This is a genomic window from Kitasatospora sp. CB01950 (assembly GCF_001905465.1).
Lineage (GTDB): Bacteria > Actinomycetota > Actinomycetes > Streptomycetales > Streptomycetaceae > Kitasatospora.
Genome location: NZ_LISX01000009.1, coordinates 75,762 through 101,593, shown reverse-complemented (window position 1 = coordinate 101,593; position 25,832 = coordinate 75,762). Strand labels below are relative to the sequence as shown.

The following is a 25,832-nucleotide window of genomic DNA, read 5'->3' as shown; positions in this document are numbered from 1 at the left end:
TACCCCGGCTGACAGCGGTGTGCGGGCAGGAGTAGCGTCCCTCTTGATCCGAATGATCAAGGGGGGATCGATATGAACGTCATGCCCAAGGAACACCCGCACCGTTTCTGGGTGCGGTTCGTGCCGGCGACGTTGGTCGGCAGTTTCGCTCTGCTCTGGGTGGCGGACCACCAGCTCGGCTGGGGTGCGCCGGCCATGAATGTGTCGCGGGCAGTGTCGGCGATGGCCCTGATGCTGGTGATGGGGTTCGCCTACCGCACCATGCTCGGCCTCGTCGGGGCGGTGGCGGCCTTCGCGCTGGTGGTCATCCTCGGGTACACCGGGGCCACCGCGGTGCACCACGGCGTGCTGGCCCGGGACGGCGAGCCCACGGTCGCCGAGGTCGTCGCCGTCACTCCGGGCGGCCGGATGAACGCCGAGCACTGTGAGCTGCGGCGGGCCATCGACGGCGGGGACATCCGCGAGCTCCGTTCGAACGGCTGCCACGTCGGCGACCGCGTCGGCGTCACCTTCGACCCGGCCGGGCGGGTGGCTTCGATCGAAGGCACCCCCGACCCGGACGGCCGGGCGTTCACCGCCGAGGTGCTGGCCGCGGTGCTGGCCGTGCTGGTCCTGTCGATGCCACTGTGGGGCCGGTTCGGCCCGCCTCTGGAGCGGAGCCGGGAGACCGCCGCGGACGGAGCGGAGTAGTACTGCCTGCTGCGCGACGAGGCCGGCCGGGACACCCCCGGCCGGCCTCGTCGCTGCAACGGCCACGGCGCGCCGTCAGTCGTGGCGTTCGCGCCAGCGCTGCATCATCTGCTGGAGTTCGACCCGCAGGAAGGCGAAGAACTCCAGGGACTCGGCGAGGCGTTGACCGGCCGGGGTGTCCGGGCCGAGAGCCTCGATGCCCTCGGCGAGGCCGGACTCCCAGCGGAAGAGGGTGCGGTCGCGGCTGGCGGTGACCTCGTACCAGACGTGGTCGTGGACGCGGTAGCGGTCGCGGCGGGAGCCGGGCTCGCGTTCCCGGGTGACCAGGCCGACCTGGGTCAGGTAGCGGACGGCGCCGGAGACCGCGGCGGGGGAGACCTGCAGCAGCTCGCCCAGTTCGACGGAGGTCAGCCGCCCGGAGTCGGACGTCAGCAGCGCGGTGAACACCCGGGCCGGCATCCGCGGGAACCCGGCGTCCGTCAGCACCGCGGCGAACCGCTCCACGAACTCCGACACCGCCGCCGGATTCCGCCGCGCGTCCACGTCGCCCACGTCGCCCACGTCGCCCACCTCACTCACCTGCACCACCGGAACCTCCCCGACATCCGCCCGACCGGGTGTCCGCCCACCTTCACACGCCCTCCCCGGCGACGCGAAGATTCGGGACTTTCGGTGACTTCACGAAGTTGTGAAACAAGAGTAGCGTCGAATTCATGACGACCGCCATCTCGGTGTCCGGCCTGGTGAAGACCTTCGGCCGCACCCGCGCCCTGGACGGACTGGACCTCACGGTCGAGCAGGGCGAGGTTCACGGGTTCCTCGGCCCCAACGGGTCGGGCAAGTCCACCACCATCCGCGTTCTCCTCGGCCTGCTGCGCGCCGACTCCGGCACCGCCACCCTGCTCGGCGGCGACCCGTGGCGCGACGCCGTCCCGCTGCACCGCCGCATCGCCTACGTGCCGGGCGACGTGACGCTGTGGCGCAACCTCTCCGGTGGGGAGGCGATCGACCTGCTCGGACGGCTGCGCGGCGGACTCGACCCGGCCCGCCGGGCCGCGCTGCTGGAGCGCTTCGAACTCGACCCCACCAAGAAGGGCCGCTCCTACTCCAAGGGCAACCGGCAGAAGGTCGCCCTGGTCGCGGCGTTCGCCGGCGACAGCGACCTGCTGATCCTGGACGAACCCACCTCCGGCCTGGACCCGCTGATGGAGGAGGTGTTCCGCGAGTGCGTCGGCGAGGCCCGCGAACGGGGCGCCACGGTGCTGCTGTCCAGCCACATCCTGTCCGAGGTGGAGGCGCTCTGCGACCGGGTGTCGATCATCCGGGCCGGCCGCACCGTCGAGACCGGCACCCTCGACGAGCTGCGCCACCTCACCCGCACCTCGGTGGACGCCGTCCTCACCGGCCCGCCGCCGCACCCCGCCTACGCCCACGACCTGACCGTCGACGGCAACCGGCTGCGCTGCCACGTCGACACCGAACAGCTCGGAACCCTGCTCGCCGAACTCACCGCCGTCGGCGTGCGCAGCCTCACCAGCCGGCCGCCGACGCTGGAAGAGCTCTTCCTGCGCCACTACGAGAACGACCCGGCCGACACCCCCTCGACGGCGGCCGCCCGATGAGCGGCTACACGCTGGCCGGCACCGGCACCCTGTACCGCCTCGCCCTGCGCCGCGACCGCATCGCCCTGCCGGTGTGGGTCTACATCGGCACCGGCATGGTCGCCTCCACCGCCTTCTCCTTCCGCAAGCTGTACGGCGACGAGGCCTCCCGGCGGACCTTCGCCGCCGGCATCGACGGCAACGGCTCGCTGCGCGCCCTGTACGGCCCGATCTTCGACGGCTCCACCATCGGCGGGCTGACCGCGTGGCGGATGGGCGTGTTCGGGGCGGTGCTGGCCGCGCTGATGTCCACCCTGCTGGTGGTGCGGCACACCCGGGCGGAGGAGGAGGACGGCCGGCTCGAACTGATCGGCGCCGGCGCGGTCGGCCGCCGCGCCCCGCTGACCGCCGCGCTGGCCACCGCCCTCACCGCCGACGCCGCGCTGGCCGCCCTGGTGACGATCGTGCTGCTGGCGGCCGGTCAGTCGGCCGCCGGGGCGCTGGCGTTCGGGCTCGCGCTCGGCGCCACCGGGCTGTTCTTCGCCGCGCTGGCCGCCGTCACCGCGCAGGTCGCCGAGACCGGCCGGGCCGCCAACGGCCTGGCCGGGGCGGCGATCGGCATCGCCTTCGTGCTGCGCGCCGTCGGCGACTCCGGCAGCGGCACCGGCTGGGCGGTCTGGCTCTCCCCGATCGGCTGGAGCGAGCAGGTCCGGGCGTTCGCCGACGACCGCTGGTGGGTGCTGGCGCTGCCGCTGGGCGGGGCCGCACTGCTCACCGTGCTCGCCCGCGCCCTGGTCGAGCACCGCGATCTGGGCGCCGGCATGCTCCCGCAGCGCCCCGGCCCGGCCGCCGCCGCACCCGGCCTGGCGAACGCCGCCGCGCTGGCCCGCCGCCTGCAGCGCGGCGCCCTGCTCGGCTGGGCGCTGGCCTTCGCCGCGGGCGGCGCGGTGTTCGGCAGCGTCGCCAAGGGTGTGGTCGACCTGGTCGGCGACAACCGGCAGATGGCCGACCTGATGGCCCGGCTCGGCGGACAGCAGGGCGTGCTGAACGCCTACCTGTCCACCATCGCCGGGGTGTTCGGGATGATCGCCGCCGTGTACGCCGTGCAGTCCGTGCTGCGGCTGCGCGCCGAGGAGAGCGCCGGCCGGGCCGAACCCGTGCTGGCCGGGGCCGTCTCCCGGCTGCGCTGGGCCGGCGGACACCTGCTGTTCCCGCTGCTCGGCAGTGCCGTGCTGCTGGCCGTCGTCGGCGCCACCGCCGGCCTGGCGCAGAGCGCGGCGCTCGGCGGCGGGACGGGCGACGCCGTCGGCCGGATGCTCGGCGCGACGCTCGTCCAGCTGCCCGCGGTGTGGCTGACCGCCGCCGTGGCCCTGGCCGTGTACGGCCTGCTGCCGCGCTGGACGGCGGCAGGCTGGGCCGGCTACGGCGTGTTCGTGCTGGTCGCCTGGCTCGGCCCGATCCTGCAACTGCCGCAGTGGGTGCTCGACCTGTCCCCGTTCACCCACCTGCCGCACCTGCCCGGCAACGCCGTCACGGCCGCGCCGCTGCTGTGGTCCACCGCGCTGGCCGCGCTCGTCGCCCTGGCGGGCCTGGCCGGGCTGCACCGCCGCGACCTGGGCTGACGCCGGCCCGGCGACGAGCGGCCCGGTGATTGGCGGTCCGGTGATTGGCGGTCCGGTGATTGGCGGTCCGGTGATTGGCGGTCCGCCGCACCGCTCCCGGTCGGGGCGGTGCGGCCGGTGGATCGGATCGCGCAACGGCCTCACCCGGCCTTCGGGCAGAACGCGTCCCGGGCCGGGCGGTGCCCGGTGGCCAGGAACTCCGACACCAGCGCGTCGCCACAGGCGTTCCCGTTGGCCAGGTAGGCGCGGTGGCCGCCGGAGTCGACGGTGACCATCCGGGCCCGGTCGCCGAACGCCGCGCGCAGCTTCAGCGCCCCCGCGTACGGCGTGGCCGGATCGCGCAGGTTCTGTACCAGCAGCACGTTCGACGGCCCGTCGGAGGTGACCCGCACCGGCGGCTCGGCGGGCTGCCAGTGCCAGAACGCGCAGGCCGTCACGTTCACCGGCATGCCCGCGGTGAGCGGGTGCGCGACCCGGTCGGCGGCCACCGCGGCGGCGTAGGCGTCGACGCCGCGCGGCCAGGCCACGTCGTTGCACAGCGTGGCGGTCGAGATCGCCGCGGTGGCCTGCAGCTGCGCCGGCGTCGGATCGTTCGGCCCGGGGACCTGCGGGGGCAGCGGGGTGTGGCGCAGGGCGGACAGGATCAGGGTGGCCAGGGTGGGGAACCTGTTGTCGGCCTGGAGGCCGTTCAGCAGCATGGCGCGCAGGCCGTTGCCGTCCAGTACCGCCGGGTTGTTGCCGGGCCAGGGCAGCGCGGCGGCGTCCAGTTGCCGGGCGGCCTCCAGGTAGGCGGCGCGGACCTGCTCGGGGGTGTCGGCGACGCGCAGTTCGCCGGCGGCGGGGGAGGAGGCCCAGGCCGCGAAATCCGGGAAGCGGTCCTCCACGCCGGTGGCGAACGCGGCCAGCCAGCTGCGCTCGGCGTTCACCGGATCCGGATTGTCGTTGCTGTCCAGCACGATCCGGTCGGTGCGGTCGGGGAACATCGTGGCGTACGCCGCGCCCGCGTAGGTGCCGTAGGAGACGCCCCAGGCGGAGATCCGGCGCTCGCCGAGGGCCTGCCGGATCCGGTCGATGTCCCGTGCTTCGTTGCGCGTGGTGCTGCTGCGCAGCACCGGACCGCCGTTGGCCGCGCAGAGGTCGGCGATGCGCCGGCCGGTGGCCGCACTGGCGTCGACGCCGTGGTCGCCGGGCACGGGCCAGGGCAGCAGCCGGCCGGGCGAGAGGTCGGCGTCGCCCAGCCCGCAGGAGACCGGACCGGAGCGGCCGACCCCCCGCGGGTCGAAGCCGATCAGGTCGTAGCGGTCCCGGACCTCCGGGGGCAGTCGGTTCACGGCGCCGCTCGGCCCGTTCAGGCCGGAGCCGCCCGGGCCGCCCGGGATCAGCACCAGCACCCCGCGCCGCTGGTCGGGCCGGGCGGCGGGAATCCGGGAGATCGCGAGCGTCAGTGACGGCCCGTCGGGTTGTCGGTAGTCGACCGGGACGGTCACCTCCGCGCACAGCTGCCGGCCGTCCGGCGTGCCGCCCGCGCACGCGCCCCAGGCGGGGCGGGCAGGGGCGGGCGCGCCGGCGGCGAGCGGCGCCGTCAGGCCGAGCAGGACGGTGGTGGCGGCGGCGAGCGCGGCGCCCCGTGGAGTGATTCGCATGGCCATTCGCATGACCACGAGTCTTCGCCGTCGCGCCGCCCGAATCGATCCCCCCAGCCACCGTCTTTTTCCTGGAGCCAACCCCAGGGTGTCCCCTGTAGCCAGCTACACCAAGAGAGTTGACGAATCGTCAGGAAACGGACCGGACCGTCACCACGGGCTCGTGGTGGACCGGGAAGTTCACCGAGGAGGCGATGAAGCAGTCCTGGCCGGCCGGGCCGTGCAGGGCCTCGGCCTGCGCGCGCATCGACTCGTCGGCGATCTCCACCCGGGGCCGGAGCATCGCCGAGACGAACCGGCCGCCGCCGCCCGAGGTCTCCATGGTGGCCTCCGCCGCGTCCGCGTAGGACAGCACCACCACGCCGCTGCGCGCACAGTGCGACAGGTACGACAGCATGTGGCACTGGGCGAGCGCGGCCAGCAGGAACTGCTCCGGGTTCCACCGCGAACGGTCGCCGCGGAAGGTCTTGTCGGCGCTGCCGAGCAGCGTCGGCACCCCGTCCGAGGCGATGTCGTGGTCGCGGGAGTACGAGCGGTAGGTGTCGGTGCCGGTACCGAGGTTGCCGGTCCAGTCGACGCGGACCGCGTAGTGGTGGGACAGGGCCATCAGGTCACTCCTTCTCGGGCGGCCGGGCAGCGGCGCAGGTGTCCAGGACGTGCCGCCGGGCGGCCGCCCCGGCAGCGGCCGGATCCCCGGCGGTCACGGCGGCCAGCAGCTCACGGTGCTGGTCGTCCACCAGGGCGGTGCGGTCGGGCGCGTGCAGGGAACGGCGGGTGGAGACCTGGATCTGGTCCCACAGCCGTTCCAGCGAGTGCAGGGCGACCGGGTTGGCGGCGAGCTCCGCCACTCGGCGGTGGAACTGCCGGTTCAGCCGTACCGCCTCCGTCAACTCGCGCTCCACGGTGGCCCGGTGGGTGCGGTCGGCGAGCGCCGCGAGATCCGTCAGCTCGGCCGGGGCCAGCCGGCCCGCCCGCTGCCGCTCGGCCGCGAGTTCGGCGGTCAGCGCCTCCAGCGCGGCCCGCACCCGGTAGACGTGCGACAGCTCCTCCGCGGACAGCTCCACCACCCGGACACCGCGCCCGGCGGCGGCCAGCAGCCCGTCCGCCGTCAACGCCCGGAATGCCTCCCGGACCGGAGTGCGGCTCACCCCGAGGGTCTCCGCGACCTCCACCTCGCCCAGTCGCGCACCCGGCGGGTAGCGGCCGTCGAGGATCAGGGCCCGCAGGCTGTGGTGGATGCTCCCGGTCTGCACACCGGCAGCGTAGAGCGTTGTATGCATTGTATGCAACGGGCTTCGGGGTGCGGCCCGGGATCGGACGGAGAACGCGTTGGGAGACCGACGGACCGGTCCGATATATTCGCGCAGCCGTCGAACAGTTCCACGTCCCGAGGGGGAAACCCATGTCGTTCGACCAGGAACGCACCGGGGAGGCCGGCCCCGACGCCGCCCGGGACGACTCCCCGACCACGCCCACCACACCCACCGCGCCTGCGGCCCCGGTCTCCTTCACCAAGCGGCCGGCGGAGGACGCCGTGCCTGCCGAGACGCCCGCCGAGCCCGCGCCCGCCGAGCCCGCGCCCGCCGAGCCCGCGCTCGTCGCGCCCGAGGTGCCCGCCGCGCCGCCCGCGCCGCCCACCGCACCGCCCGCACCGCCGGCGAACCCGTGGGCGATGCCGTCCACGCCGCCGCCCGGGGCCCCCGTGCCGCCCCCCGGCGCGCCGTTGCCGCCCGCGCCCGACGGGGCCAACCCGTGGGCGCCGACGGGCGTTCAGCAGCCGTGGGGGACCGCCCAGTACCCGCCGGGCGTGCCCACCGGCCCGATGATGTACCCGGTGCCGCAGCGCTCGCTCTACACCAACAACCTGGCCATCGCCTCGCTGATCACCGGCATCATCTGCTGCTACTTCGGCTTCATCGCCATCGGCCTGGGCGTCGGCGCGCTGCGCCAGATCAAGCGGACCGGCGAGCGCGGCAAGGGCCTGGCGGTCACCGGCATCGTGGCCGGCAGCCTCGGCATGGTGCTGTTCGTCCTCGCGGTCCTCGGCGGCCTCTTCAGCGCCGACGACTTCTCGGACGACTCGGACCGGACTCCCTCGCACACGTCGGAGACCTCGAACACGGGCAGCCTCTCGGCGAACTCGCCGTTCCGGCTGAACGTCGGCCAGTGCTTCAACAAGACCACGCCGGGCATGGTCCGGGCCACCGACTGCACGTCCACGCACTTCGGCGAGACCTACGCGACCAAGCCCACCAAGCTGCAGAGCGGCGACTACCCGGGCGAGGACGCGCTGCGGGCGGAGGCCGAGGACACCTGCCTGGACGCCGTGGACAGCTACGTGGCCGACACCTGGTCGATCCCGGAGCAGGTCAGCACCTTCTTCTTCTACCCGGACAAGGCGGCCTGGAAGATCTCCTCCGCCCACCGCGTCGTCTGCTTCCTGGGCAACCAGGACAAGTCCGAGCGCAGCGGCTCGCTGCAGAAGATGCCCAGCAGCCTGTCCAACAACCAGCGCGACCTGCTCGACGCCACCAACCAGTTCGACAAGGTCTGGGCCAAGGGCCCGGACGAGGACGTCGAGATCGAGGACGACCCGCAGGCGTTCCGCAGCTGGGCGAAGGAGATGAACGCCGCCGCGAGCAAGCAGGCGAGCATGCTCTCCTCCGCCCACCTGGCCGGCGTCGACAAGGCGACCGTCGACCGCCTGATCGGCAAGTCCAAGACCGCCGCGGACCACTACCTGGCGGCCTCCAAGTCCACCGACAACGCCACGCTCCGCCGTGAACTGGACGCCGCCTACGACAACTTGGGCGACGACGAGATCATCTCGCTGCGCCGCTCACTGGGCCTGGCCACCCAGCAGGAGGAACCCGCCAAGCACCCGAACAGCAAGGCCGTCTGACCGACCGCCCGGCCGCGCGAGCACCCCGCCCGCGCGGCCGACGCCGTCAGAAGCCCAATGCCGTCGGCGCGCGGCCGCCCAGTCAGCGCCCGGCCGCCCAGTCGGCGGCGTGCCGGACCAGCCGGGCCGGCAGCGCCGGGGCGCCCGTCCAGTGCAGGTGCAGGTAGGAGGCGTGCACCGAGCCGTGCAGGTGGCCCTCGGTGTGCGGTCCGGCGGGCGTGCGCCAGCCCCAGGCGGGGGACGGCCCGGCCACCGGGTCGGTGACGGTGCGGTGGAACTCGTGCCCGCGCACCCGGGACCCGGCCGCCGCCAGCGGGGAGTCCGCGAGCGCCACCGCCTCCCGGTAGCCGAGGGTGAGCCGGGACGTCATCCGGGCCGTCGCGTCCAGCACCCCGCACATCGGCAGGCCGTCCAACTCCCGCCCCAGGTACAGCAGTCCGGCGCACTCGCCGATCACCGGCGCGCCGGTCGCGGCCAGTTCGGCCACCGCCGTGCGCAGCGACGCGTTCGCGCTCAACTCGGCGACGTACACCTCCGGGAAGCCGCCGCCTATCACCAACCCCGCCGTCCGCTCCGGCAGTTGCTCGTCGTGCAGCGGGTCGAACGGCACCACCTCGGCCCCGGCGGCGGCCAGCAGTTCGGCGTTCTCCGCGTACGAGAAGGAGAACGCCGCCCCGCCCGCCAGTGCGATCCTCGGCCGGGGCCCGGCGAACCGCTCGACCTCGTCCGCCGCGTCCCACGGCTGCGCGTTCAGCGGCGGCGCGGAGCGGGCCAGGGCCAGGACGGCGTCCAGGTCGACGGAGGCGGCGACGAGTTCGCCCATCTCGTGGACCGCCCGCAGGGCCTCCGCCGAACGCTCCACGGCCGGCACCAGGCCCAGGTGCCGGGACGGCGTGTCCACCGCCCGGGCCCGCCGCACCGCGCCGAGCACCGGCACCCCGGAGCCCTCCTCCAGGGCCTCCCGCAGCAGCGTCTCGTGCCGGTCCGAGGCGACCTTGTTGAGGATCACCCCGGCGAGGCGCACCTGCGGGTCCCAGGACGCGAAGCCGTGCACCAGCGCCGCCACCGACCGCGACTGCGAGGAGGCGTCCACCACCAGCACCACCGGTGCCCGCAGCAGCTTCGCCACCTGCGCCGTCGACGCCAACTCGCCCTGCCCGGCCGCCCCGTCGTACAGGCCCATCACGCCCTCGACCACCGCGACGTCCGCCCCGGCCGCGCCGTGCGCGAACAGCGGCGCGATGCGGTCCGGGCCGCTCATCCAGGCGTCCAGGTTGCGGCCCGGACGCCCGGCGGCCAGCGCGTGGTAGCCGGGGTCGATGTAGTCCGGGCCGACCTTGTGCGGGGACACCTTCAGCCCGCGCGCCGCCAGTGCCGCGATCAGGCCGGTCGCCACCGTGGTCTTGCCCGAGCCGGAGGACGGGGCGGCCACCACCAGCCGAGGAATGCTGTCGTTCAACGATCTACCACTCAATACCGCGCTGGCCCTTGCGGCCCGCGTCCATCGGATGCTTCAGCTTGGTCATCTCGGTGACCAGATCGGCCAGTTCGAGCAGCTCGGCGGGCGCGTTGCGGCCCGTCACCACCACGTGCTGACTGCCCGGCCGCTCCCGCAGCACCTCGACCACCTCCGCCACGTCGATCCACCCCCAGTGCAGCGGGTAGGTGAACTCGTCCAGCACGTAGAACCGGTACGTCTCGGCCGCCAGGTCGCGCTTGACCTGCTCCCAGCCCTCCCGGGCCGCCTCCTCCGAGGACTCGATGTCGCGCTGCACCCAGGACCAGCCCGAACCCATCTTGTGCCACGCCACCGTGCCGCCCTGCCCGGACTCGCCGAGCACCCGCAGCGCGTTCTCCTCGCCGACCTTCCACTTCGCCGACTTGACGAACTGGAACACCCCGATCGGCCAGCCCTGGTTCCACGCCCGCAACGCCATCCCGAACGCCGCCGTCGACTTCCCCTTGCCGGGGCCGGTGTGCACCGCCGTGATCGGCAGCGTCCGCCGTTGACGGGTCGTCAGACCGTCGTCCGGAACGTTCTCCGCAACTCCCTTGGGCATGTTCGCTCACGCCGCCTTTCGCATCATCGTCGTCCGGGTCTCGCGCACCAGCGAGGCCACCCCTTCGGCCCGCAACTCGTCCAGGCTCACCGCGTCGCCGTTCAGGTGCGCCGCCAACTCCCGTGCCAGGCCCAGCCGGACGGGGCCCGACTCGCAGTCCAGCACCACCGCGGCCACGCCCTGGCCGGCCAGCAGTCCCGCCGCCCGGTGCGAACGCGCCACCGCGTCGCGCGCGCCCGTCGCCCGGCCGTCGGTCACCACCACCAGCAGCGCCCGCCGGTCCGGGTCGCGCAGCCGCTCCACCCGCAGCACCTCGTGCGCCCGCAACAGGCCCGCCTCCAGCGGCGTCCGGCCGCCCGTCGGCAGCTGCTCCAGCCGGGCCGCGCCCACCTCCACCGAGGAGGTCGGCGGCAGCGCCAGCTCCGCGCCGGAGCCCCGGAACGTCACCATGCCGATCTTGTCGCGCCGCTGGTACGCGTCCATCAGCAGTGACAGCACCGCGCCCTTGACGGCGGTCATCCGCTGCCGGGCCGCCATCGACCCCGAGGCGTCCACCACGAACAGCACGAGGTTCGACTCCCGCCCCCGGCGCACCTGTTCGCGCAGATCGTCCCGCCGCAGCACCAGCGCCCGGCCCGCGCGCCCGCGCGCCACCTGGTGCGGCGCGGCCGCGCGCAGCGTCGCGCTCAGGTGCAGCCGCGCCAGCCGCCCCTGCGGCCGGCGCGCCCGCACGGTGTGCCCGGCGTCCGTCTCGGCCGCCGAACGCCGACCCTGCGCACCGCGGCCGGTGCCGTCCACCTTGAACAGCCGCGTCCGGTAAGGGTGTTCGGACGCCACCGGCGACGACTCCCGGCCCGGGCCGGGCCGTTGCTGCGGCGGCGCGGGCGTCTCCGTCGAACCCTCCGCCGAACTCTCCGCCGAACTGTCCGACGCGGCAGGCCCGTCGGGCTCGGACGGTGCGGGCGAGCCACCGCCGCCCGGGCCGCCGCCGGGGCCGTCGTCGTCCGGGCCCTCGCCGTTGTCCTCCGGCTCCTGGGGTTCCTGGTGCTCCGCGAGGGTCCGGTCCAGCTGCTCCTGGTCCAGGCCCGGCGCGTCGAACGGGTTGCGCCGCCGCCGGTGCGGCAGCGCCAACCGGGCGGCCGTCCGGACGTCCTCCTCCAGCACGTCGGTGCGCTCCGCCCACGCGGCCAGCGCCACCGCCGTGCGCGCCATCACGATGTCCGCCCGCAGGCCGTCCACCTCGAACGCCGCGCACACCGCCGTGATCTGTCGGAGCGCGAGGTCCGACAGCTCGACCGTCGGCAGCAACTCCCGTGCGGCGCCGATCCGTTCGGCGAGGGCGAGCTCCTCGCCGGCCCAACTCGTCGCGAAGGCGGCCGGATCGGCGTCGTAGGCGAGCCGGCGGCGCACCACCTCGGCGCGCTCGTCCGCGTCCCGGGTGGCGGCGATCTCCACCGTCAGGCCGAACCGGTCCAGCAGCTGCGGCCGCAGTTCGCCCTCCTCCGGGTTCATCGTCCCCACCAGCAGGAACCGCGCGGCGTGCCGCACCGAGACGCCCTCGCGCTCCACGTACGAACGCCCCATCGCCGCCGCGTCCAGCAGCAGGTCCACCAGGTGGTCCTGGAGCAGGTTCACCTCGTCGATGTACAGCACGCCGCGGTGCGCCTTGGCCAACAGCCCGGGCTCGTACGCCTTCACGCCCTCGGCGAGCGCCCGCTCCAGGTCCAGTGACCCGACCACCCGGTCCTCGGTGACGCCCACCGGCAGCTCCACCAGGAACGCCGGACGCTCCGCCGTGCCCCGGTCGGAGTGCGGCCCGTCCGGGCACTGCGGGTCCGGCGACGCCGGGTCGCAGGCGAAACGGCAGCCCGCCACCGTCGCGATCGACGGCAGCAGTCCCGCCAGGGCGCGCACCATCGTCGACTTCGCGGTGCCCTTCTCGCCGCGCACCAGCACGCCGCCCACCGCCGGGGACACCGCGTTCAGCAGCAGCCCCAGCCGCAGGTCGTCCATGCCGACGATCGCCGTGAACGGGTAACGGACATCGGTCAGTTCACTCACTTCGAACCCTCCATCTCCACCGGGGCCGGAGCCCCGGGAGGCACGAACGGCAGACCCGCCGGCGCCCCGTTCTCGATCAGCTTCCACAGCGCGTCCGTGTCGGCGTGCTCCGCCACCAAGTCGCCCAGCGCGTCCAGTTGTTGCTCGCGCGCCGCCGCGAACGAGGTGTCCGGGGCCGGCACGAACGCCCGCCCCGCGGCGTCGGCGACCGCGGCCAGGAATCTCCGGCGGAAGGCGTCGTTCTCCAGCACCCCGTGCCAGGTCGTCCCCCACACCGGCCCGACCCGGCAGCCGTCCAGCGCGTCGCCCGCCCCGTCCGTGACGAACGCCCCGCCGCCCTCCACCGTCACCACGCCGTGGTGGATCTCGTACCCCGCCACCCGCTCACCGAGCGCCACGCCCGTCGGACGGGCCAGCACCTTCTCCGCACCGAACACCACCCGGGTCGGGAGCAGCCCCAGACCGTCCACGGCGCCGGACCCGGACTCCACCTCGTCGACGATCTCCCGGCCCAGCATCTGGTAGCCGCCGCACACCCCGAGCACCGGCAGCCCCGCGGCGACACGCCGGCGCAGCGGCTCCACCAGGCCCCGGCCGCGCAGCCAGTCGAGGTCCGCGACGGTCGCGCGCGTCCCCGGCAGCACCACCAGGTCCGCGTCCGCCAGTTCCTCCGGACGGGTCGCCCAGCGCACCAGCACGCCCGGTTCCTGCGCCAGCGCGTCCACGTCCGTGAAGTTCGACAACCGGGGGAACCGCACCACCGCGACCCGCAGCACCTCCGCGCCCACCGGGCCGCCCGCCGCCGGACGCGCCGCCACCGAGGCCAGATCCAGCGAGTCCTCCGCGTCCAGCCACAGCCCCTCCAGCATCGGGAACGTCCCCAGCACCGGACGCCCCGTCAACTCCCGCAGCATCTCCAACCCGGGCGCGAGCAGCCGGGCGTCACCGCGGAACTTGTTCACGAACCAGCCCGCGACGAGGGACTGGTCGTCCGCCGAGAGCAGCGCGAGCGTCCCGAACATCGACGCGAACACCCCGCCGCGGTCGATGTCCCCGACCACCACGACCGGCAGCCGGGCCGCCGACGCCAGGCCCATGTTCGCGATGTCCCGGTCCCGCAGGTTGATCTCCGCCGGAGAGCCCGCGCCCTCGCACACCACCACGTCGAACCGCGACCGCAGATCCGCCAGACACTCCAACGAGCGCTCCAGCAGCACCGGCTTCCGGTCCCGGTAGTCCAGCGCCCCGACCTCCGCCACGGCCCGCCCCATCAGCACCACCTGGCTCCGGCCGCCCGCACCCGGCTTCAACAGCACCGGATTCATCGCCGCCTCCGGCTCCACCCCCGCCGCCTGCGCCTGCATCGCCTGCGCCCGCCCGATCTCCGCCCCGTCGGCCGTCACGAACGAGTTCAGCGACATGTTCTGCGCCTTGAACGGAGCCACCCGCACGCCCTGCCGCCACAGCCACCGACAGATCCCGGCCGTCACCACGCTCTTCCCGGCATCCGAGGTCGTCCCGGCCACCAACAACGCACCGCTCACGGACGGCCTCCTTCGGAGGAGAGAGGAAAGGAAGGGAGAACACGCCGGGCGACCGGCGCGGTGCGAGGACGCGACGGCGCGGTCACCTGCGTCCGGCCCGGGCGAGGGCCAGGCAGCGTGCGCCGGCGGTGACGGCGAGGGCGAGCACGCCCACGCGGCGGGAGAGACGGCAGGCGCGTTCGATGTCCGGGACGGCCACCGGGGGGCGGCCCGCGCCCAGGACCGGTCGGTGCTCGACGCGCTCGCCGTAGCGGAGGGTGCCGCCCAACCGGACGTCGAGGGCGCCGGCGAACGCGGCCTCGGCCTGGCCGGCGTTCGGGCTGGGGTGGGCGGAGCCGTCCCGCCGCCAGACCCGCCAGGTCCGTGCGGGGGAGTCGGACGCGGCGACGGTGAGCAGCGCCGTGAGCCGGGCCCCCGGCCACCCGGCGACGTCGTCGAGGCGGGCGGCGGCCCAGCCGAAACGGCGGTGGCGCGGGGACTTGTGGCCGACCATCGCGTCCAGGGTGTTCACGGCCCGGAACGCCAGCAGCCCCGGAACGCCCGCGATCCCGCCCCACACCAGCGCGTTGACGACCGCGTCGGCGGTGTTCTCCGCGACGGACTCCACCACCGCCCGCGCGATCTGCTGCTCGTCCAGCCCGGACGGGTCGCGCCCGCACAGGTGCGGCAGCCGTTCCCGCGCGGCCGTCAGGTCACCGGCGGCGAGCGACCGTTCGATCGTCCGGGCCTCCCGGGTGAGCGACGTCCCGCCGAGGACGGTGAACGTCGCGGCGGCCGTCAACGCGGCCTCGGCGAGCGGGGCGCGACGGGCGGCCCCGGCGGCGAGCGCTGCTCCGCCCGCGACGGCGCCGACGGCGAGCGCGGTGTGCAGCGCGCCCGCCCCGCGGTGGTCGCGCCACAGCCGGCCCTCCAGCCGGGCCGCGGCGGTGCCGAACAGGGCGACGGGGTGTCCGCGCCGGGGGTCTCCGAGCCGGGCGTCCGCGAGATACCCCGCGACCGCGCCCACCAGGTACGGGGCAGCCCGCATGGCGTTGTGTCCTCACTCAGGGTCCGCGCCCTGGATCGACGGAACGAAGGCCGGAGTCTCCTGACTTCCGGTCACCCCCGCGCGGGGTGAACGGTCACAGTGGCGGGACCGCGCCGGACTCGCACCGGCTTCCTCTGCTTGCCTCCGTTTGGCCCGAAGATCCCACCACGCCCGCTTCGGGCCAGTCAACCGAGGCCCCGGAGGGTTTGGTCACACCCCGACAGCCGGCCGCCCGCCGCCGGGGCCGAGGTCAGGCACCGGCCGACGGGCCCAGGGCAGGCCCTAGGATGCAGCCACATTCGCTGCCCGGACGGGCGGGACAAGGGGAGGAAACGTGCGACAGGCAGTCCGGCGCGCCGCGCAGGGCGCCGCGGTGCTGGCCGCTGTGGCGGCGGTCTCGGGGTGCGCGGTGCAGAGCGACGCCGTCGCCGGGATCTCCGTGACCGAGGACGGCCGCCCGCTGGGCGTCCTGCTGGTCTGCGGCCACCGGATCGACGGAGCCACCCTCTCCACCAGCGAGGGCAGCCACGAGGAGACGATCGGGAACTGGACCGCCCACGCCGCCCTCGGTCCCGGGCTGAGCACCTGGACCCTGGACGCGCCCGCCGAGGGCTGGGAGACGGGCAGGTCGGCCACCCCGCTCGACGCCGGGACCACCTACCACCTCCGAGGCTGGACCAAGGACAACTCCCGGTCGTCGACCGCCACCGCCTTCACCCCGGAGGACCTGAAGCAGCTCACTCCGGGAACCGTCCGCTACGACGGCACCGCCTCCGACGGCAGCGGCACCACCCGCACCGTCCCCGTCGAGGAGTTCCGCGCCACGGCCTGCGCGAAGCGCTGACCCCGCACCCCCACCCGGCCGCCCGCGTTGCGCCGCGAACTCCCGGAAGCAGTCGCCGAGTTCGCTCTCCGACTGCTCCTCGGCCCGGAACGCCGCCGGCCCCCCGGACGGTGACCTGCGTCACGGGAACCGGCGCCCCGGTCCGGACAAGGCATGACGTGAACCATCCACACTCCCGGCTGCGGGCCGGGAATCCCGAAGCGTTCCGCGACCTGTTCCGGGACCACTCCTCGCTGGTGTACCGCCACGCCGTACGCGTGACCGGGAACTGGGCCCTGGCCGAGGACGTGGTCTCGCTGACCTTCCTGGAGGCCTGGCGCCTGCGCGGGAAGCTCCGCGACGAGGGCGACAGCCCGCGCCCCTGGCTGATGGGCATCGCCGTGAACGTACTGCGCAACACGACGCGCGCCGCCCGCCGCCACAGCGCGGCCATGGCCCGGATGCCCGCCGCCGATGTCGTCCCCGACTTCGCGGACGAACTCGTCGGCCGGATGGCCGACTCCGAGGAACTCGCGGCCGCCCGCAAGGCCCTGGCCCGACTGCGGCGCTCCGAACGCGAGGTCTTCGCGCTGTGCGTCTGGTCCGGGCTCGGCTACGCCGAAGCGGCAGCCACCCTCGGCGTGCCCGTCGGCACCGTGCGCTCACGCCTGTCCCGCGCCCGCACCCGACTGCGCAGACTCGCGGACGAGGAACTTCGCGCCGCGAAGAAAAAGCTGGAACCCCTCCCGATCCCCGGACAAGTACAGGGCAGCCGCGACACCGCGGCCCGGCCGTACAAGGAGACGCACCGATGATCCGCACCCCGCGGCGGCGCAACGAACCGCTCGACCACGCGGAACTGGCCCGCCTCCTGCCCGCACCGGCCGACCCCCGCCTGGCGGACGACCGCCGGCACCTGCTCGAGGAGCACCTGATGAACGAGATCCACCGGTCCGACCCGGCCTCCGCGCCCGCCCCGGCACGGCGCTCGCTGCGCCGCACCGTCCTGATCGCGACGCCGGTCGCCGCGGCCGCGGCCCTCGCCCTGGTCGTCGCCCTGTCCGGCGCGCCCGGCGGCTCCGCGGTCGCGGCTCCGCGGCCGGTCCAGGCGCCCGTCGTGCAGATCGAGGAGGGCAGCACCGTCCAACTCGCCTCGACCGTCCAGGAGATCGCCGCCGCCGCGACGGCGAACCCCACGCCCAAGCCCGGACCGGGCCAGTACATCTACATCAAGAGCCGGGTCTCCTTCCAGGCCTCCAGCTACAACGGCGACACCGGGGAGTCCGCCACCTGGGTCCAGCCGCTGCACGACCGCGAGGTGTGGAAGTCCCCCGACGGCACCAAGGGCCGGCTGGACGAGCCGGGCTACCAGGACAAGGGCGGCATCCCGCTGGGCAGCAACGATCCCCGCAAGCAGCAGACCTACAAGTGGCTCGCCGCCCAGCCCGCCGACCCCGACGCGCTGCTGAAGTTCGCCTACTCGACGGCGAGCGGCACCCGGGACCGCGACCAGCAGGCGTTCAGCGAGATCGGCTCCATCATCCGCGAGCAGCTCGTGCCCTCCGACCTCGCCGCCGCCCTCTACGAGGCGGCCGGCAAGATCCCGGGCGTCGTGGTGGTCGAGCACGCGAAGGACGCCTCCGACCGCGACGGGATCGCGCTGGCGCGCCTGGACCCGCAGACCGGCGAGCGGTCGGAGTGGATCTTCGACCGGCAGACCCACCAGTACATCGGCAGCCGCGGCGTGCAGGTCCGGGAGGTCAACGGCATCAAGCCCGGCACCGTCGTGGAGCGCACGGCCATCGTCACCCGCGCGATCGTCGACGCCGACAAGCAGCGCCCCGGCGCCGGGCAGCCCAAGGCCTGACGACCCCGCAGGCGGCGACCGGACCCGCGCCGGCCGCCGCCCACCGCCCCGCCCCGGACGTCCGCGGCGGGGCGCCCGCGTTCCGCCCCGACGGGGGCCGGGCGTCACCCCCAGCGGGTCCCCGGCTCGCCGGACCGCGCGCGGGCGGGTGGACTGGGGTGGCACAGGACCGTCAGCACCCGGGAGACCGCCATGCGTTGGGGAACCGCCGCCGTTGTCGCAGCCGCTGCCGCAGGGACCGGGGTCGCGGCGTTCCTGCTGGTCGGCCGGAAGGTGTCGGACCGGGTGGTGCAGCCGGGAACGGCGGAGCCGCCGCCCGCGGTGAAAGTGGTGGAGCTCGGCCCCGGCCGGGTCGCACTGACGGCCACGGCGGACACGCTGCGGCGCGGCCACTACGCGCTGGAGTGGGGCGAGCGCGGCCACGCGGTGGTCGGCGAGGTGCTGGGCTCGGGGCACGGGCGGGTCACGCGGCGGCTGGAACGGGCGGAGAGCGGGACGCTGGCGGTCGGGACGGAGGTCCGGCTGACACCGCGGGTGCTGGTCGGCGACCCGCGGACCTCGCTCGGTCTGGACTTCGCCGAGACCGCCGTGGCCGGCGAGCTCGGCGCGTTCCCGGCGTGGCGCACCCCCGGCATCCGCGGCACCTGGGCGGTGCTGATCCACGGCGCGGCCGCGGACCGTTCGCAGGCGCTGCCCGTGCTGCCGCTGCTGCACACCCTGCGGATGCCGTCCCTGACGATCACCTACCGGGGCGACGCCGGCGCCCCGGCCTCGCCGGACGGCCTGGGCCACTTCGGCGAGACCGAGTGGCAGGACGTCGACGCGGCGATCCGCGCCGCGCTGGACCACGGCGCGGGGCGGGTCGTGCTGTGCGGCTGGTCGATGGGCGCGACGATCGCGCTGTCCACCGCGGCCCGCTCCGCGTGGCGGGAGCGGATCGCGGGCCTGGTGCTGGACTCCCCGGTGCTGGACTGGTCGGAGTCGGTGCGCCGGGCCGCCGCCCACGCCGGCGCCTCCCCGATGCTCGCCGAGCTCGGCGCCCTCTCCGCGCAGGGCCGCACCGGCGTGGACCTGGCCGGATTCGCCCGGATCGGGTCCGGCGCCGACCTGCCCGCGCCCGCGCTGCTGCTGCAGAGCCCGGACGACCCGATCAGCCCCTGGGCGGCCGCGCAGCGGCTCGCCGAGGAGCGCCCGGACCTGGTCAGCCTGCACGCGGTGCCACACGCGCAGCACGCCGCGCTGTGGAATGCCGACCCGGCGCGGTACACCGAGGCGCTGCGCCGCTTCCTCGTCCCGCTGCTGTGAACCGCCGGAGGCCGGTCGGCGGGAACCGGAACCGGTCCCGCCGCGTCCTCATTTCGGAGTGATCACGGTTCCCGCCATGTCCATGCAGAGAAGCGGAGTGGTTCGCCCCGCTTTGACACCACTTGTCCGTCCACCGTTCGAACGGTTCGGACAATGCGTCGAGACAGCCCGGCAGTCGATGTGACAGAAGGCCCGTGCAAGGGGAAGACTGCACGGCGTGACGTCTCGGAACCCGCGCGACCGTGATGCCCCGCACCCGCCCCGCCGCATCGGTGCGACGGTGACCCGTCTGCCCGGAACGGCCGTCGGGCGTGCGGAGGGCAACGTACCCGCAGCCAACCGCCGCCGGGTACCCGCCAAGCCCGGACGGGGCCGAGTGCCCGTCCCGGACGGCTTCCCCGCACCCGCCGAACTCGCCCCGCTGGCCCGTCGGATGCTCGCCGACGCGGTCCGCGTCGCCCGCTGGGCCGGCGAGCTCACCGAGGTCGACAAGCGCGGCGAACTCCTCCCCGAGGACGCCCGCGCCGCCGGCCGCGCCCTCGCCATGACGGTCGGCGCCGCCGCCAACGCCTGGGGCCAGGCACTGCTGGTCGGCCTGGTCGAGCTCCGCGACGGCGGCGCCGGTCCGGGCTGGCGGCTGCACGCCTGGGAACGCGACGACGAGGCGGTGATCCGCGGCTGGTCCGCGCTGTTCGACGCCTGGACGCTGCTCGCCCCGGTGCCGCCCGCCGTGCTGCGCGGCGTGTTCGCCCAGCTGGCCGGCCAGGCCGTCGACCAGGCCCCGCAGCTGCTGTCCTTCCTGCACCTGGTGGACGGGCCGGTCGCCGACAGCGAACTGCTCGAACTGCTGCGCCGCGGCCTGGACGAGCGCCGCCTCGGCACCGGCGACAGCAGCACCTTCCCGCTCTCCCCGGTCCCGCACGCCGCCTCCGCGGTCTCGGCGGTCCGCGGCACCTGCCGGGAGCCGCAGATCGACACCCCGCACGCGCCCGCCGACGTGGCCGCCGTCCTGGACTGGATGCTCGACGGCCTGGCCGCCGTCGGCGCGCTCGGTCGCCAGGACGAGGCCGCCGAGCTCTCCCCGCTCGGCCACTGGGCGGTGCGCGCCAAGCTGGAGGAGATCTGCACCGTCGCGCAGACCGCCGCCGGGCACATCGAACAGAGCGCTCTCGAACTGCTCAGCGCCTGCGCCGACTACAGCCCGGGCCCGGCCCGCGCCGAGTTCCGCGCCTGGGTCGCCGCCCGCCCCGCCGACCGGGCCGTCGCCGAACTCCTGGAGGCCGCCCGCGGCGAGGACGCGCTGGTCCGCGGCCTCGCCTTCGAAGCGCTGCGGGTGGTGGCCGGCTCCACCGCCGAGCAGGGCGTCCGGGCCGCCGTCGAGGAGGCCGTGCTGCGGCCCTACGCGCTGCTCTGGCTGGCCGAACAGCTGGACGAGGGGGGCGCCTCCCCGGCCGACGTGCTGGGCGCGGAGGACGCCGCCTGGCTCTGGGTGGACACCGCGGCCGCCGTGCTCGACCACGGCGAGACCGACCTGCTGGTCGGCCACGTCGAGGGCGCGTCGGCGGGCGAGCCCGTCCGGCTGTTCCACCGCGCCCGCCAGTCCGGCCACCCGCGCGCCGCGAGCGTCCTGACGGCCGTCGCCTCCGTCCACCCCGACCCGGCCGTGGCCCGCGCCGCCCGCCGCAGCGCCTTCTCGGTCCACACCGGCGGCGCGTAGGCGCGCTCTGCGCTCCGCGCTGTCGAGAATCGCCGGTGTCCTGCGCCCCGGCAGGGGCGCGGGGAACTGCGCGAAGCGGAACACGGCAATCAGAAAGCCGCCCTCCCGGAGAATCTCCAGGAGGGCGGCTTCATGCGTATCGGGTTCCGGGGCTAGCCCCGGTTCTCGGCGCGGCGGGCGCGGACCACGCCCACCTTCTCGCCGACCTTGCGGCGGATGACCAGCAGCGGCGCCATCGCGGCCAGCGCGATCTGGGCGAGCGCGCCGATGTGCATCAGGGTGTCGCCGCCGGGCAGGCCCGCGGCCCAGGCAGCCAGGCAGCCGATGGAGACCACGATCCAGGCCACCGTCGCGGTGGCCAGCACGCCCTGCGGCTTCGGGTACTCGATCCGGCTGACCATCAGGTAGGCCACGCCGAAGATCAGCAGCAGGCCGGGCAGGAACGGCGGGTCGAGCAGCACGATCGCGATGACGGTCATCGCGCCCATCGGGCAGGGCATGCCCTGGAAGATCCCCGGCCGCATCTTCACGGCCGAGAACCGGGCGAGCCGCAGCACCACCGCCAGCAGGACGGTCAGCGCGATGAACGCCGACAGCTGCTGGTTGGAGCCGGAGGAGACCAGGCCCCACACCGCGACGAAGTACGCCGGCGCGATGCCGAAGCTGATCAGGTCGGCCAGGTTGTCGAGCTCGGCGCCGAGCGCCGAGGAGCGCAGCTTGCGCGCGACCAGGCCGTCGAAGAGGTCGCACATCGCGCCGATCAGCAGCAGCGTGACGACGGTGGCCGCACTGTGCTTGACGGGCGCGTTCGACTCACCGGTGAGGTGCGGCATCAGGATGCCGGTGGTGGTCGAGTAGATGGCCAGGAAGCCGCAGACGGCGTTGCCCAGCGTCAGGAAGTCGGCGGTGGACAGGTGCTGGGGGGAGCGGGGCGCGCGGAGTTCGCGGTCCCGCGCCCAGCGGCGGCGGCGCAGGTCGGTGGATTCCTCGTCACCGAGGCCCACTAGGGTTTCCGGATCAGTCACGGTCAAGGCGAGTCACCCCGGCGGTGGTCTTCTGGCCGACCGTGACGCCGACCTCGACGCCCGCCGGCAGGTAGGTGTCGACGCGGGAGCCGAAGCGGATCAGACCGACCCGCTCGCCCTGCTCGACCTTGGTGCCGGCGTCCATGTAGGGGACGATGCGGCGGGCCACGGCACCCGCGATCTGCACCATCTCGATGTCGCCGAGCTCGGTGTCGAAGTGCCACACGACGCGCTCGTTGCGGTCGCTGTCCTTGTTGAACGCCGGGACGAATCCACCGGCGATGTGCTCGACGGACGTCACGGTGCCGGGCAGCGGCGCGCGGTTGACGTGGACGTTGAGCGGGCTCATGAAGATCGCGACCCGGGTGCGGCCGTCCGGCCACTCGTCGATGGACTGGACCACGCCGTCGGCCGGGGAGATCACTCTGCCGGCGCCGATCTCACGCTCGGGGTCGCGGAAGAACCACAGCATGCCCGCGCTGAGCGCGCAGGCCGGCACGGCCGCCAGGGCCCACTTGCCGGAACGCCGGGTGAGGGCGGTCGTCACGGCGGCGGTGGCCAGCGTGGGAACGAACCAGGGGGTGGCACCGCGCGCGATGGTGACGCGGGGACGCCGACCCTCGGGGGCGAAACCCTGGGCGGAGGAGTGAGGGGACGGGCTGATGGGCATCGAGGACCTTTAGTCGCGGGCCCCGCGCGGGGACACAGAATGGCCCCTGGACGGGGGCCACCGCGGGGATCGAGTTGTCTGGGACGGCTGCTGTCCCGGTGGATGCTATCGGGACCTGCCGGTATCTGGGCAAGCCGCCTGCTAGTGGAACTACGCCTGCCTGCCGAGTCGTGCACCTGCTATGTGTACGACCGTAACCGGACCGAGTCCGGTTCCCCAAGAGGTCCCGGGTCACGGGTGATTCACGTCTCAGCGACACGCCGGTCACGGGCAGTGCGCGGAAGCGGCCGTCCGGCGCGTACCTGGGGAAACGCGCCGGACGACCGCGTCGAGTGCCGTGCCCGCCCCGGTCCGGCCGACCGGGCCGGGGGGACGGGCGCGGCGGGGCCGGCGGCAGGCCCGCACGCCTGCCTCGCGGCCCGTTGCGGGGGACTGCCTCAGTCGGCGAGCCGGTACTCCTCCAGCAGGCGACGTCCCACGATCATCTTCTGGATCTCCGCCGTACCTTCACCGATCAGCAGCATCGGGGCCTCCCGGTACAGCCGCTCGATCTCGTACTCCTTGGAGAATCCGTAGCCGCCGTGGATCCGGAAGGAGTCCTCGACGACCTCCTTGCAGTACTCGGAGGCCAGGTACTTGGCCATGCCGGCCTCCAGGTCGTTGCGCTGCCCGCTGTCCTTCTTACGGGCGGCCATCACCATCATCTGGTGCGCGGCCTCGACCTTGGTGGCCATCTCGGCGAGCTTGAACTGGATCGCCTGGTGCTCGGCGATCTTCTTGCCGAAGGTGGTGCGCTGCTGCGCGTAGGCGATGCCCAGCTCGAACGCCCGGCGGGCCACGCCGCAGCCGCGGGCGGCCACGTTGACGCGGCCGACCTCGACGCCGTCCATCATCTGGTAGAAGCCCTTGCCGGGGACGCCGCCGAGGATCCGGTCCGCCGGGATGCGGACGTCCTGCAGCACCAGCTCGGTGGTGTCGACGCCCTTGTAGCCCATCTTCTCGATCTTGCCGGGGACGGTGAGGCCGGGGACGGTCTCGTTCGGCCCGAAGCCCGGGGTCTTCTCGATCAGGAAGGTGGTCATGTTCTTGTAGGGCGTGTTGCCGCCCTCGTCCGTCTTGCAGAGCACCGCGACGACGGACGAGGTGCCGCCGTTGGTCAGCCACATCTTCTGGCCGTTCAGGACGTAGAACTCCCCGTCCTTCACACCCTTGGTGGAGATCGCCGAGACGTCGGAGCCGAGGCCCGGCTCGGACATCGAGAAGGCGCCGCGCAGTTCGCCGGCGGCCATCTTCGGCAGGAAGTGGTCCTTCTGCTCCTGGGTGCCGTGCGCGTTGATCATGTGCGCCACGATGAAGTGGGTGTTGACGATGCCCGAGACGGACATCCAGCCGCGGGCGATCTCTTCCACCACCAGGGCGTAGGTGAGCAGCGATTCGCCGAGGCCGCCGAACTCCTCGGGGATGGTCAGCCCGAACAGGCCGAGCTGCTTCATGCCCTCGACGATGGCGGTCGGGTACTCGTCCTTGTGCTCCAGCTCGGTCGCGACCGGGATGATCTCCTTGTCGACGAACTCCCGCACGGTGGCGAGGATGTCCCGCTGGATCTCGGTCAGGCCGTCGGTCTGTGCGAGGCGTCCCATCGTGCGGCTCCGTGAATGCTCAGAGGGTTGGGGTGGTGAGGGGGCCCCGCGGCGCGTGGCTGCCGCAGGGCCCCCGGGACCGGGTAGGGGCTGGGCCGATGACGGCGGCCCGCCCTTCCGGGGTCTGGAGTGGGCGTCAGGCGAGCGGCTCGGGGCGGCCGGGCTGGTCGCCGCCGCGCTCCTTCAGGTACTGCTCGGTCGGCACCATCACCTTGCGGCGGAAGACGCAGACGACCGTGCCGTCCTGCTTGTAGCCCTTGGTCTCGACGTGGACGATGCCGCGGTCGGGCTTCGAGGTGGGGTTCTTGTCGAGCACGGTGGTCTCGCCGTAGATGGTGTCGCCGTGGAAGGTCGGCGCGATGTGGCGCAGCGACTCGACCTCCAGGTTGGCGAGCGCCTTCCCGGAGACGTCCTCGACGCTCATGCCCAGCAGCAGCGAGTAGATGTAGTTGCCGACCACCACGTTCTTGCCCTGCACGGTGGTGGTCGCGTAGTTGGCGTCCAGGTGCAGCGGGTGGTGGTTCATGGTCAGCAGGCAGAAGAGATGGTCGTCGTACTCGGTGACGGTCTTCCCGGGCCAGTGCTTGTAGACCGCGCCGACCTCGAACTCCTCGTAGGTGCGTCCGAACTGCATCGCGTCACGCTCCAGCCGTCTTGGTCTTGTCGGAAACGGGCTGTTCGAACTTGGTGGTGCGCTGCATGCCCGCGGCGCGGCCCTTGCCGGCGATGACCAGGGCCATCTTGCGGCTGGCCTCGTCGATCATCTCGTCGCCGAGCATCGCCGAGCCCTTGGCGCCGCCGGCCTCGGAGGTGCACCAGTCGTAGGCGTCGAGGATCAGCTCGGCGTGGTCGTAGTCCTCCTGGCCGGGCGAGTAGATCTCGTTGGCGGCGGCGACCTGGTCCGGGTGCAGCACCCACTTGCCGTCGAAGCCGAGGGCGGCGGAGCGGCGGGCGACCTCGCGGTAGCCCTCCTGGTTGCGGATCTGCAGGTAGGGGCCGTCGATGGCCTGCAGGTCGTTGGCGCGGGCGGCCATCAGGATGCGCATCAGGATGTAGTGGTAGGCGTCGGCGCCGTAGCCGGGCGGCTGCTCGCCGACCACCAGGGACTTCATGTTGATGGAGGCCATGAAGTCGGCCGGGCCGAAGATGATGGTCTCCAGGCGCGGCGAGGCGGCGGCGATCGCGTCGACGTTGATCAGGCCCTTGGCGTTCTCGATCTGCGCCTCGATGCCGATCTTGCCGACCTCCAGGCCGACGGTCTTCTCGATCTGGGTGAGCAGCAGGTCCAGGGCGATCACCTGCTGGGCGTCCTGCACCTTGGGCAGCATGATGCAGTCCAGGTTGTGGCCGGCGCCCTCGACGACGGTGATGACGTCGCGGTAGGTCCAGTGCGTGGTCCAGTCGTTGACCCGGACGACGCGGGTCTTGCCGCCCCAGTCGCCGTTGTTGAGGGCGTCCACGATGGTGTGGCGGGCGCTCTCCTTGACCAGCGGGGCGCAGGCGTCCTCCAGGTCCAGGAAGACCTGGTCGGCGGGCAGGCCCTGGGCCTTCTCCAGGAAGCGCGGGTTGCTGCCCGGTACGGCCAGGCAGGAACGGCGCGGACGGAGACGGTTCACAGTCATTGAGGGGAGTTCC

At 73.9% G+C, this 25,832-nt stretch carries 23 protein-coding genes and 1 riboswitch; of the genes, 9 read left to right on the top strand and 14 right to left on the bottom strand.

Annotation, left to right across the window (positions count from 1 at the left end; genetic code table 11):
- The first annotated feature begins 72 nt into the window (after window positions 1-72).
- On the top strand, window positions 73-690 hold the full coding sequence (locus AMK19_RS22685) for a hypothetical protein (protein ID WP_073814749.1): 618 nt from the start codon (window positions 73-75) through the stop codon (window positions 688-690).
- A 75-nt stretch (window positions 691-765) separates the two neighbouring features.
- Here AMK19_RS22685 and AMK19_RS22680 read toward each other — a convergent pair whose 3' ends face one another.
- The gene (locus AMK19_RS22680; protein ID WP_073814747.1) at window positions 766-1,278 is read right to left on the bottom strand and encodes a MarR family transcriptional regulator; all 513 of its coding nucleotides are present in this window, start codon (window positions 1,276-1,278) and stop codon (window positions 766-768) included.
- A gap of 125 nt (window positions 1,279-1,403) precedes the next feature.
- Here AMK19_RS22680 and AMK19_RS22675 point away from each other — a divergent pair, with 125 nt between their 5' ends.
- Together AMK19_RS22675 and AMK19_RS22670 are read left to right on the top strand one after the other, a co-directional pair.
- Window positions 1,404-2,312 (top strand): ABC transporter ATP-binding protein, encoded by a 909-nt coding sequence (locus AMK19_RS22675; RefSeq protein ID WP_073814745.1) that lies wholly within the window; start codon window positions 1,404-1,406, stop codon window positions 2,310-2,312.
- Window positions 2,309-3,913, top strand: coding sequence for an ABC transporter permease (locus AMK19_RS22670; protein WP_073814743.1), 1,605 nt, complete (start codon window positions 2,309-2,311; stop codon window positions 3,911-3,913). The genes AMK19_RS22675 and AMK19_RS22670 overlap by 4 nt, the downstream gene beginning before the upstream one ends.
- Window positions 3,914-4,053: 140 nt before the next feature.
- Here the strand turns inward: AMK19_RS22670 and AMK19_RS22665 are convergent, their stop codons facing one another.
- The 3 genes from AMK19_RS22665 to AMK19_RS22655 form a co-directional block, all read right to left on the bottom strand.
- Entirely contained in the window at window positions 4,054-5,556 is a 1,503-nt protein-coding gene (locus tag AMK19_RS22665) for an alpha/beta hydrolase (RefSeq protein ID WP_083647275.1), read from the bottom strand.
- A gap of 130 nt (window positions 5,557-5,686) precedes the next feature.
- Window positions 5,687-6,163, bottom strand: a complete 477-nt coding sequence (locus tag AMK19_RS22660) for an OsmC family protein (protein ID WP_073814740.1) — start codon at window positions 6,161-6,163, stop codon at window positions 5,687-5,689.
- Between the two features lie 4 nt (window positions 6,164-6,167).
- Window positions 6,168-6,809 (bottom strand): GntR family transcriptional regulator, encoded by a 642-nt coding sequence (locus AMK19_RS22655; RefSeq protein WP_073814739.1) that lies wholly within the window; start codon window positions 6,807-6,809, stop codon window positions 6,168-6,170.
- A 149-nt stretch (window positions 6,810-6,958) separates the two neighbouring features.
- Between AMK19_RS22655 and AMK19_RS22650 the strand changes: the two genes are divergently transcribed.
- A complete protein-coding gene (locus AMK19_RS22650; protein WP_073814737.1) occupies window positions 6,959-8,458 on the top strand; it encodes a DUF4190 domain-containing protein in 1,500 nt (499 codons plus the stop codon).
- An 82-nt stretch (window positions 8,459-8,540) separates the two neighbouring features.
- Here AMK19_RS22650 and AMK19_RS22645 read toward each other — a convergent pair whose 3' ends face one another.
- The 5 genes from AMK19_RS22645 to AMK19_RS22625 form a co-directional block, all read right to left on the bottom strand.
- Window positions 8,541-9,917 (bottom strand): cobyrinate a,c-diamide synthase, encoded by a 1,377-nt coding sequence (locus AMK19_RS22645; protein WP_073814736.1) that lies wholly within the window; start codon window positions 9,915-9,917, stop codon window positions 8,541-8,543.
- A 4-nt stretch (window positions 9,918-9,921) separates the two neighbouring features.
- On the bottom strand, window positions 9,922-10,518 hold the full coding sequence (gene cobO / locus AMK19_RS22640; protein WP_073814734.1) for a cob(I)yrinic acid a,c-diamide adenosyltransferase: 597 nt from the start codon (window positions 10,516-10,518) through the stop codon (window positions 9,922-9,924).
- Between the two features lie 6 nt (window positions 10,519-10,524).
- Window positions 10,525-12,531, bottom strand: a complete 2,007-nt coding sequence (locus tag AMK19_RS22635) for a putative cobaltochelatase (RefSeq protein ID WP_241844539.1) — start codon at window positions 12,529-12,531, stop codon at window positions 10,525-10,527.
- Between the two features lie 44 nt (window positions 12,532-12,575).
- Entirely contained in the window at window positions 12,576-14,123 is a 1,548-nt protein-coding gene (locus AMK19_RS22630; RefSeq protein ID WP_073814732.1) for a cobyric acid synthase, read from the bottom strand.
- A gap of 82 nt (window positions 14,124-14,205) precedes the next feature.
- Window positions 14,206-15,150 carry a cobalamin biosynthesis protein gene (locus AMK19_RS22625; RefSeq protein WP_073814731.1) on the bottom strand — a complete coding sequence of 315 codons (945 nt, stop codon included), beginning with the start codon at window positions 15,148-15,150 and terminating at the stop codon, window positions 14,206-14,208.
- Between the two features lie 31 nt (window positions 15,151-15,181).
- Window positions 15,182-15,311, bottom strand: a riboswitch (cobalamin riboswitch).
- 173 nt (window positions 15,312-15,484) lie between these two features.
- On the opposite strand from AMK19_RS22625, the gene AMK19_RS22620 reads away from it, so the two are divergent.
- The 5 genes from AMK19_RS22620 (at window position 15,485) to AMK19_RS22600 (ending at window position 20,862) form a co-directional block, all read left to right on the top strand.
- Window positions 15,485-15,994 carry a hypothetical protein gene (locus AMK19_RS22620; RefSeq protein ID WP_241844526.1) on the top strand — a complete coding sequence of 170 codons (510 nt, stop codon included), beginning with the start codon at window positions 15,485-15,487 and terminating at the stop codon, window positions 15,992-15,994.
- Window positions 15,995-16,152: 158 nt separating this feature from the next.
- The gene (locus AMK19_RS22615) at window positions 16,153-16,788 is read left to right on the top strand and encodes an RNA polymerase sigma factor (protein WP_073814729.1); all 636 of its coding nucleotides are present in this window, start codon (window positions 16,153-16,155) and stop codon (window positions 16,786-16,788) included.
- Complete coding sequence (locus AMK19_RS22610) at window positions 16,785-17,840, top strand: CU044_5270 family protein (RefSeq protein ID WP_073814728.1); 1,056 nt, start codon at window positions 16,785-16,787, stop codon at window positions 17,838-17,840. Before AMK19_RS22615 ends, AMK19_RS22610 begins: the two co-directional genes overlap by 4 nt.
- A 192-nt stretch (window positions 17,841-18,032) precedes the next feature.
- Window positions 18,033-19,145: an alpha/beta fold hydrolase gene (locus AMK19_RS22605; RefSeq protein WP_073814726.1), complete on the top strand. Its 1,113-nt coding sequence runs from the start codon at window positions 18,033-18,035 to the stop codon at window positions 19,143-19,145.
- A gap of 217 nt (window positions 19,146-19,362) precedes the next feature.
- Complete coding sequence (locus AMK19_RS22600; RefSeq protein ID WP_241844525.1) at window positions 19,363-20,862, top strand: hypothetical protein; 1,500 nt, start codon at window positions 19,363-19,365, stop codon at window positions 20,860-20,862.
- Window positions 20,863-21,014: 152 nt separating this feature from the next.
- On the opposite strand, the gene AMK19_RS22595 is transcribed toward AMK19_RS22600, so the two are convergent.
- From AMK19_RS22595 to AMK19_RS22575, 5 genes are all read right to left on the bottom strand, one after another.
- Entirely contained in the window at window positions 21,015-21,893 is an 879-nt protein-coding gene (locus AMK19_RS22595) for a CDP-alcohol phosphatidyltransferase family protein (RefSeq protein WP_380474399.1), read from the bottom strand.
- Window positions 21,880-22,557, bottom strand: a complete 678-nt coding sequence (locus AMK19_RS22590) for a phosphatidylserine decarboxylase (RefSeq protein ID WP_073814721.1) — start codon at window positions 22,555-22,557, stop codon at window positions 21,880-21,882. The genes AMK19_RS22595 and AMK19_RS22590 overlap by 14 nt, the downstream gene beginning before the upstream one ends.
- Window positions 22,558-22,994: 437 nt before the next feature.
- Window positions 22,995-24,197 (bottom strand): acyl-CoA dehydrogenase family protein, encoded by a 1,203-nt coding sequence (locus AMK19_RS22585; RefSeq protein WP_073814719.1) that lies wholly within the window; start codon window positions 24,195-24,197, stop codon window positions 22,995-22,997.
- Window positions 24,198-24,333: 136 nt separating this feature from the next.
- Window positions 24,334-24,831, bottom strand: coding sequence for a MaoC family dehydratase (locus AMK19_RS22580; RefSeq protein WP_073814717.1), 498 nt, complete (start codon window positions 24,829-24,831; stop codon window positions 24,334-24,336).
- Window positions 24,832-24,835: 4 nt separating this feature from the next.
- Window positions 24,836-25,819 carry an HpcH/HpaI aldolase/citrate lyase family protein gene (locus tag AMK19_RS22575; RefSeq protein WP_073815101.1) on the bottom strand — a complete coding sequence of 328 codons (984 nt, stop codon included), beginning with the start codon at window positions 25,817-25,819 and terminating at the stop codon, window positions 24,836-24,838.
- Window positions 25,820-25,832: the final 13 nt, after the last annotated feature.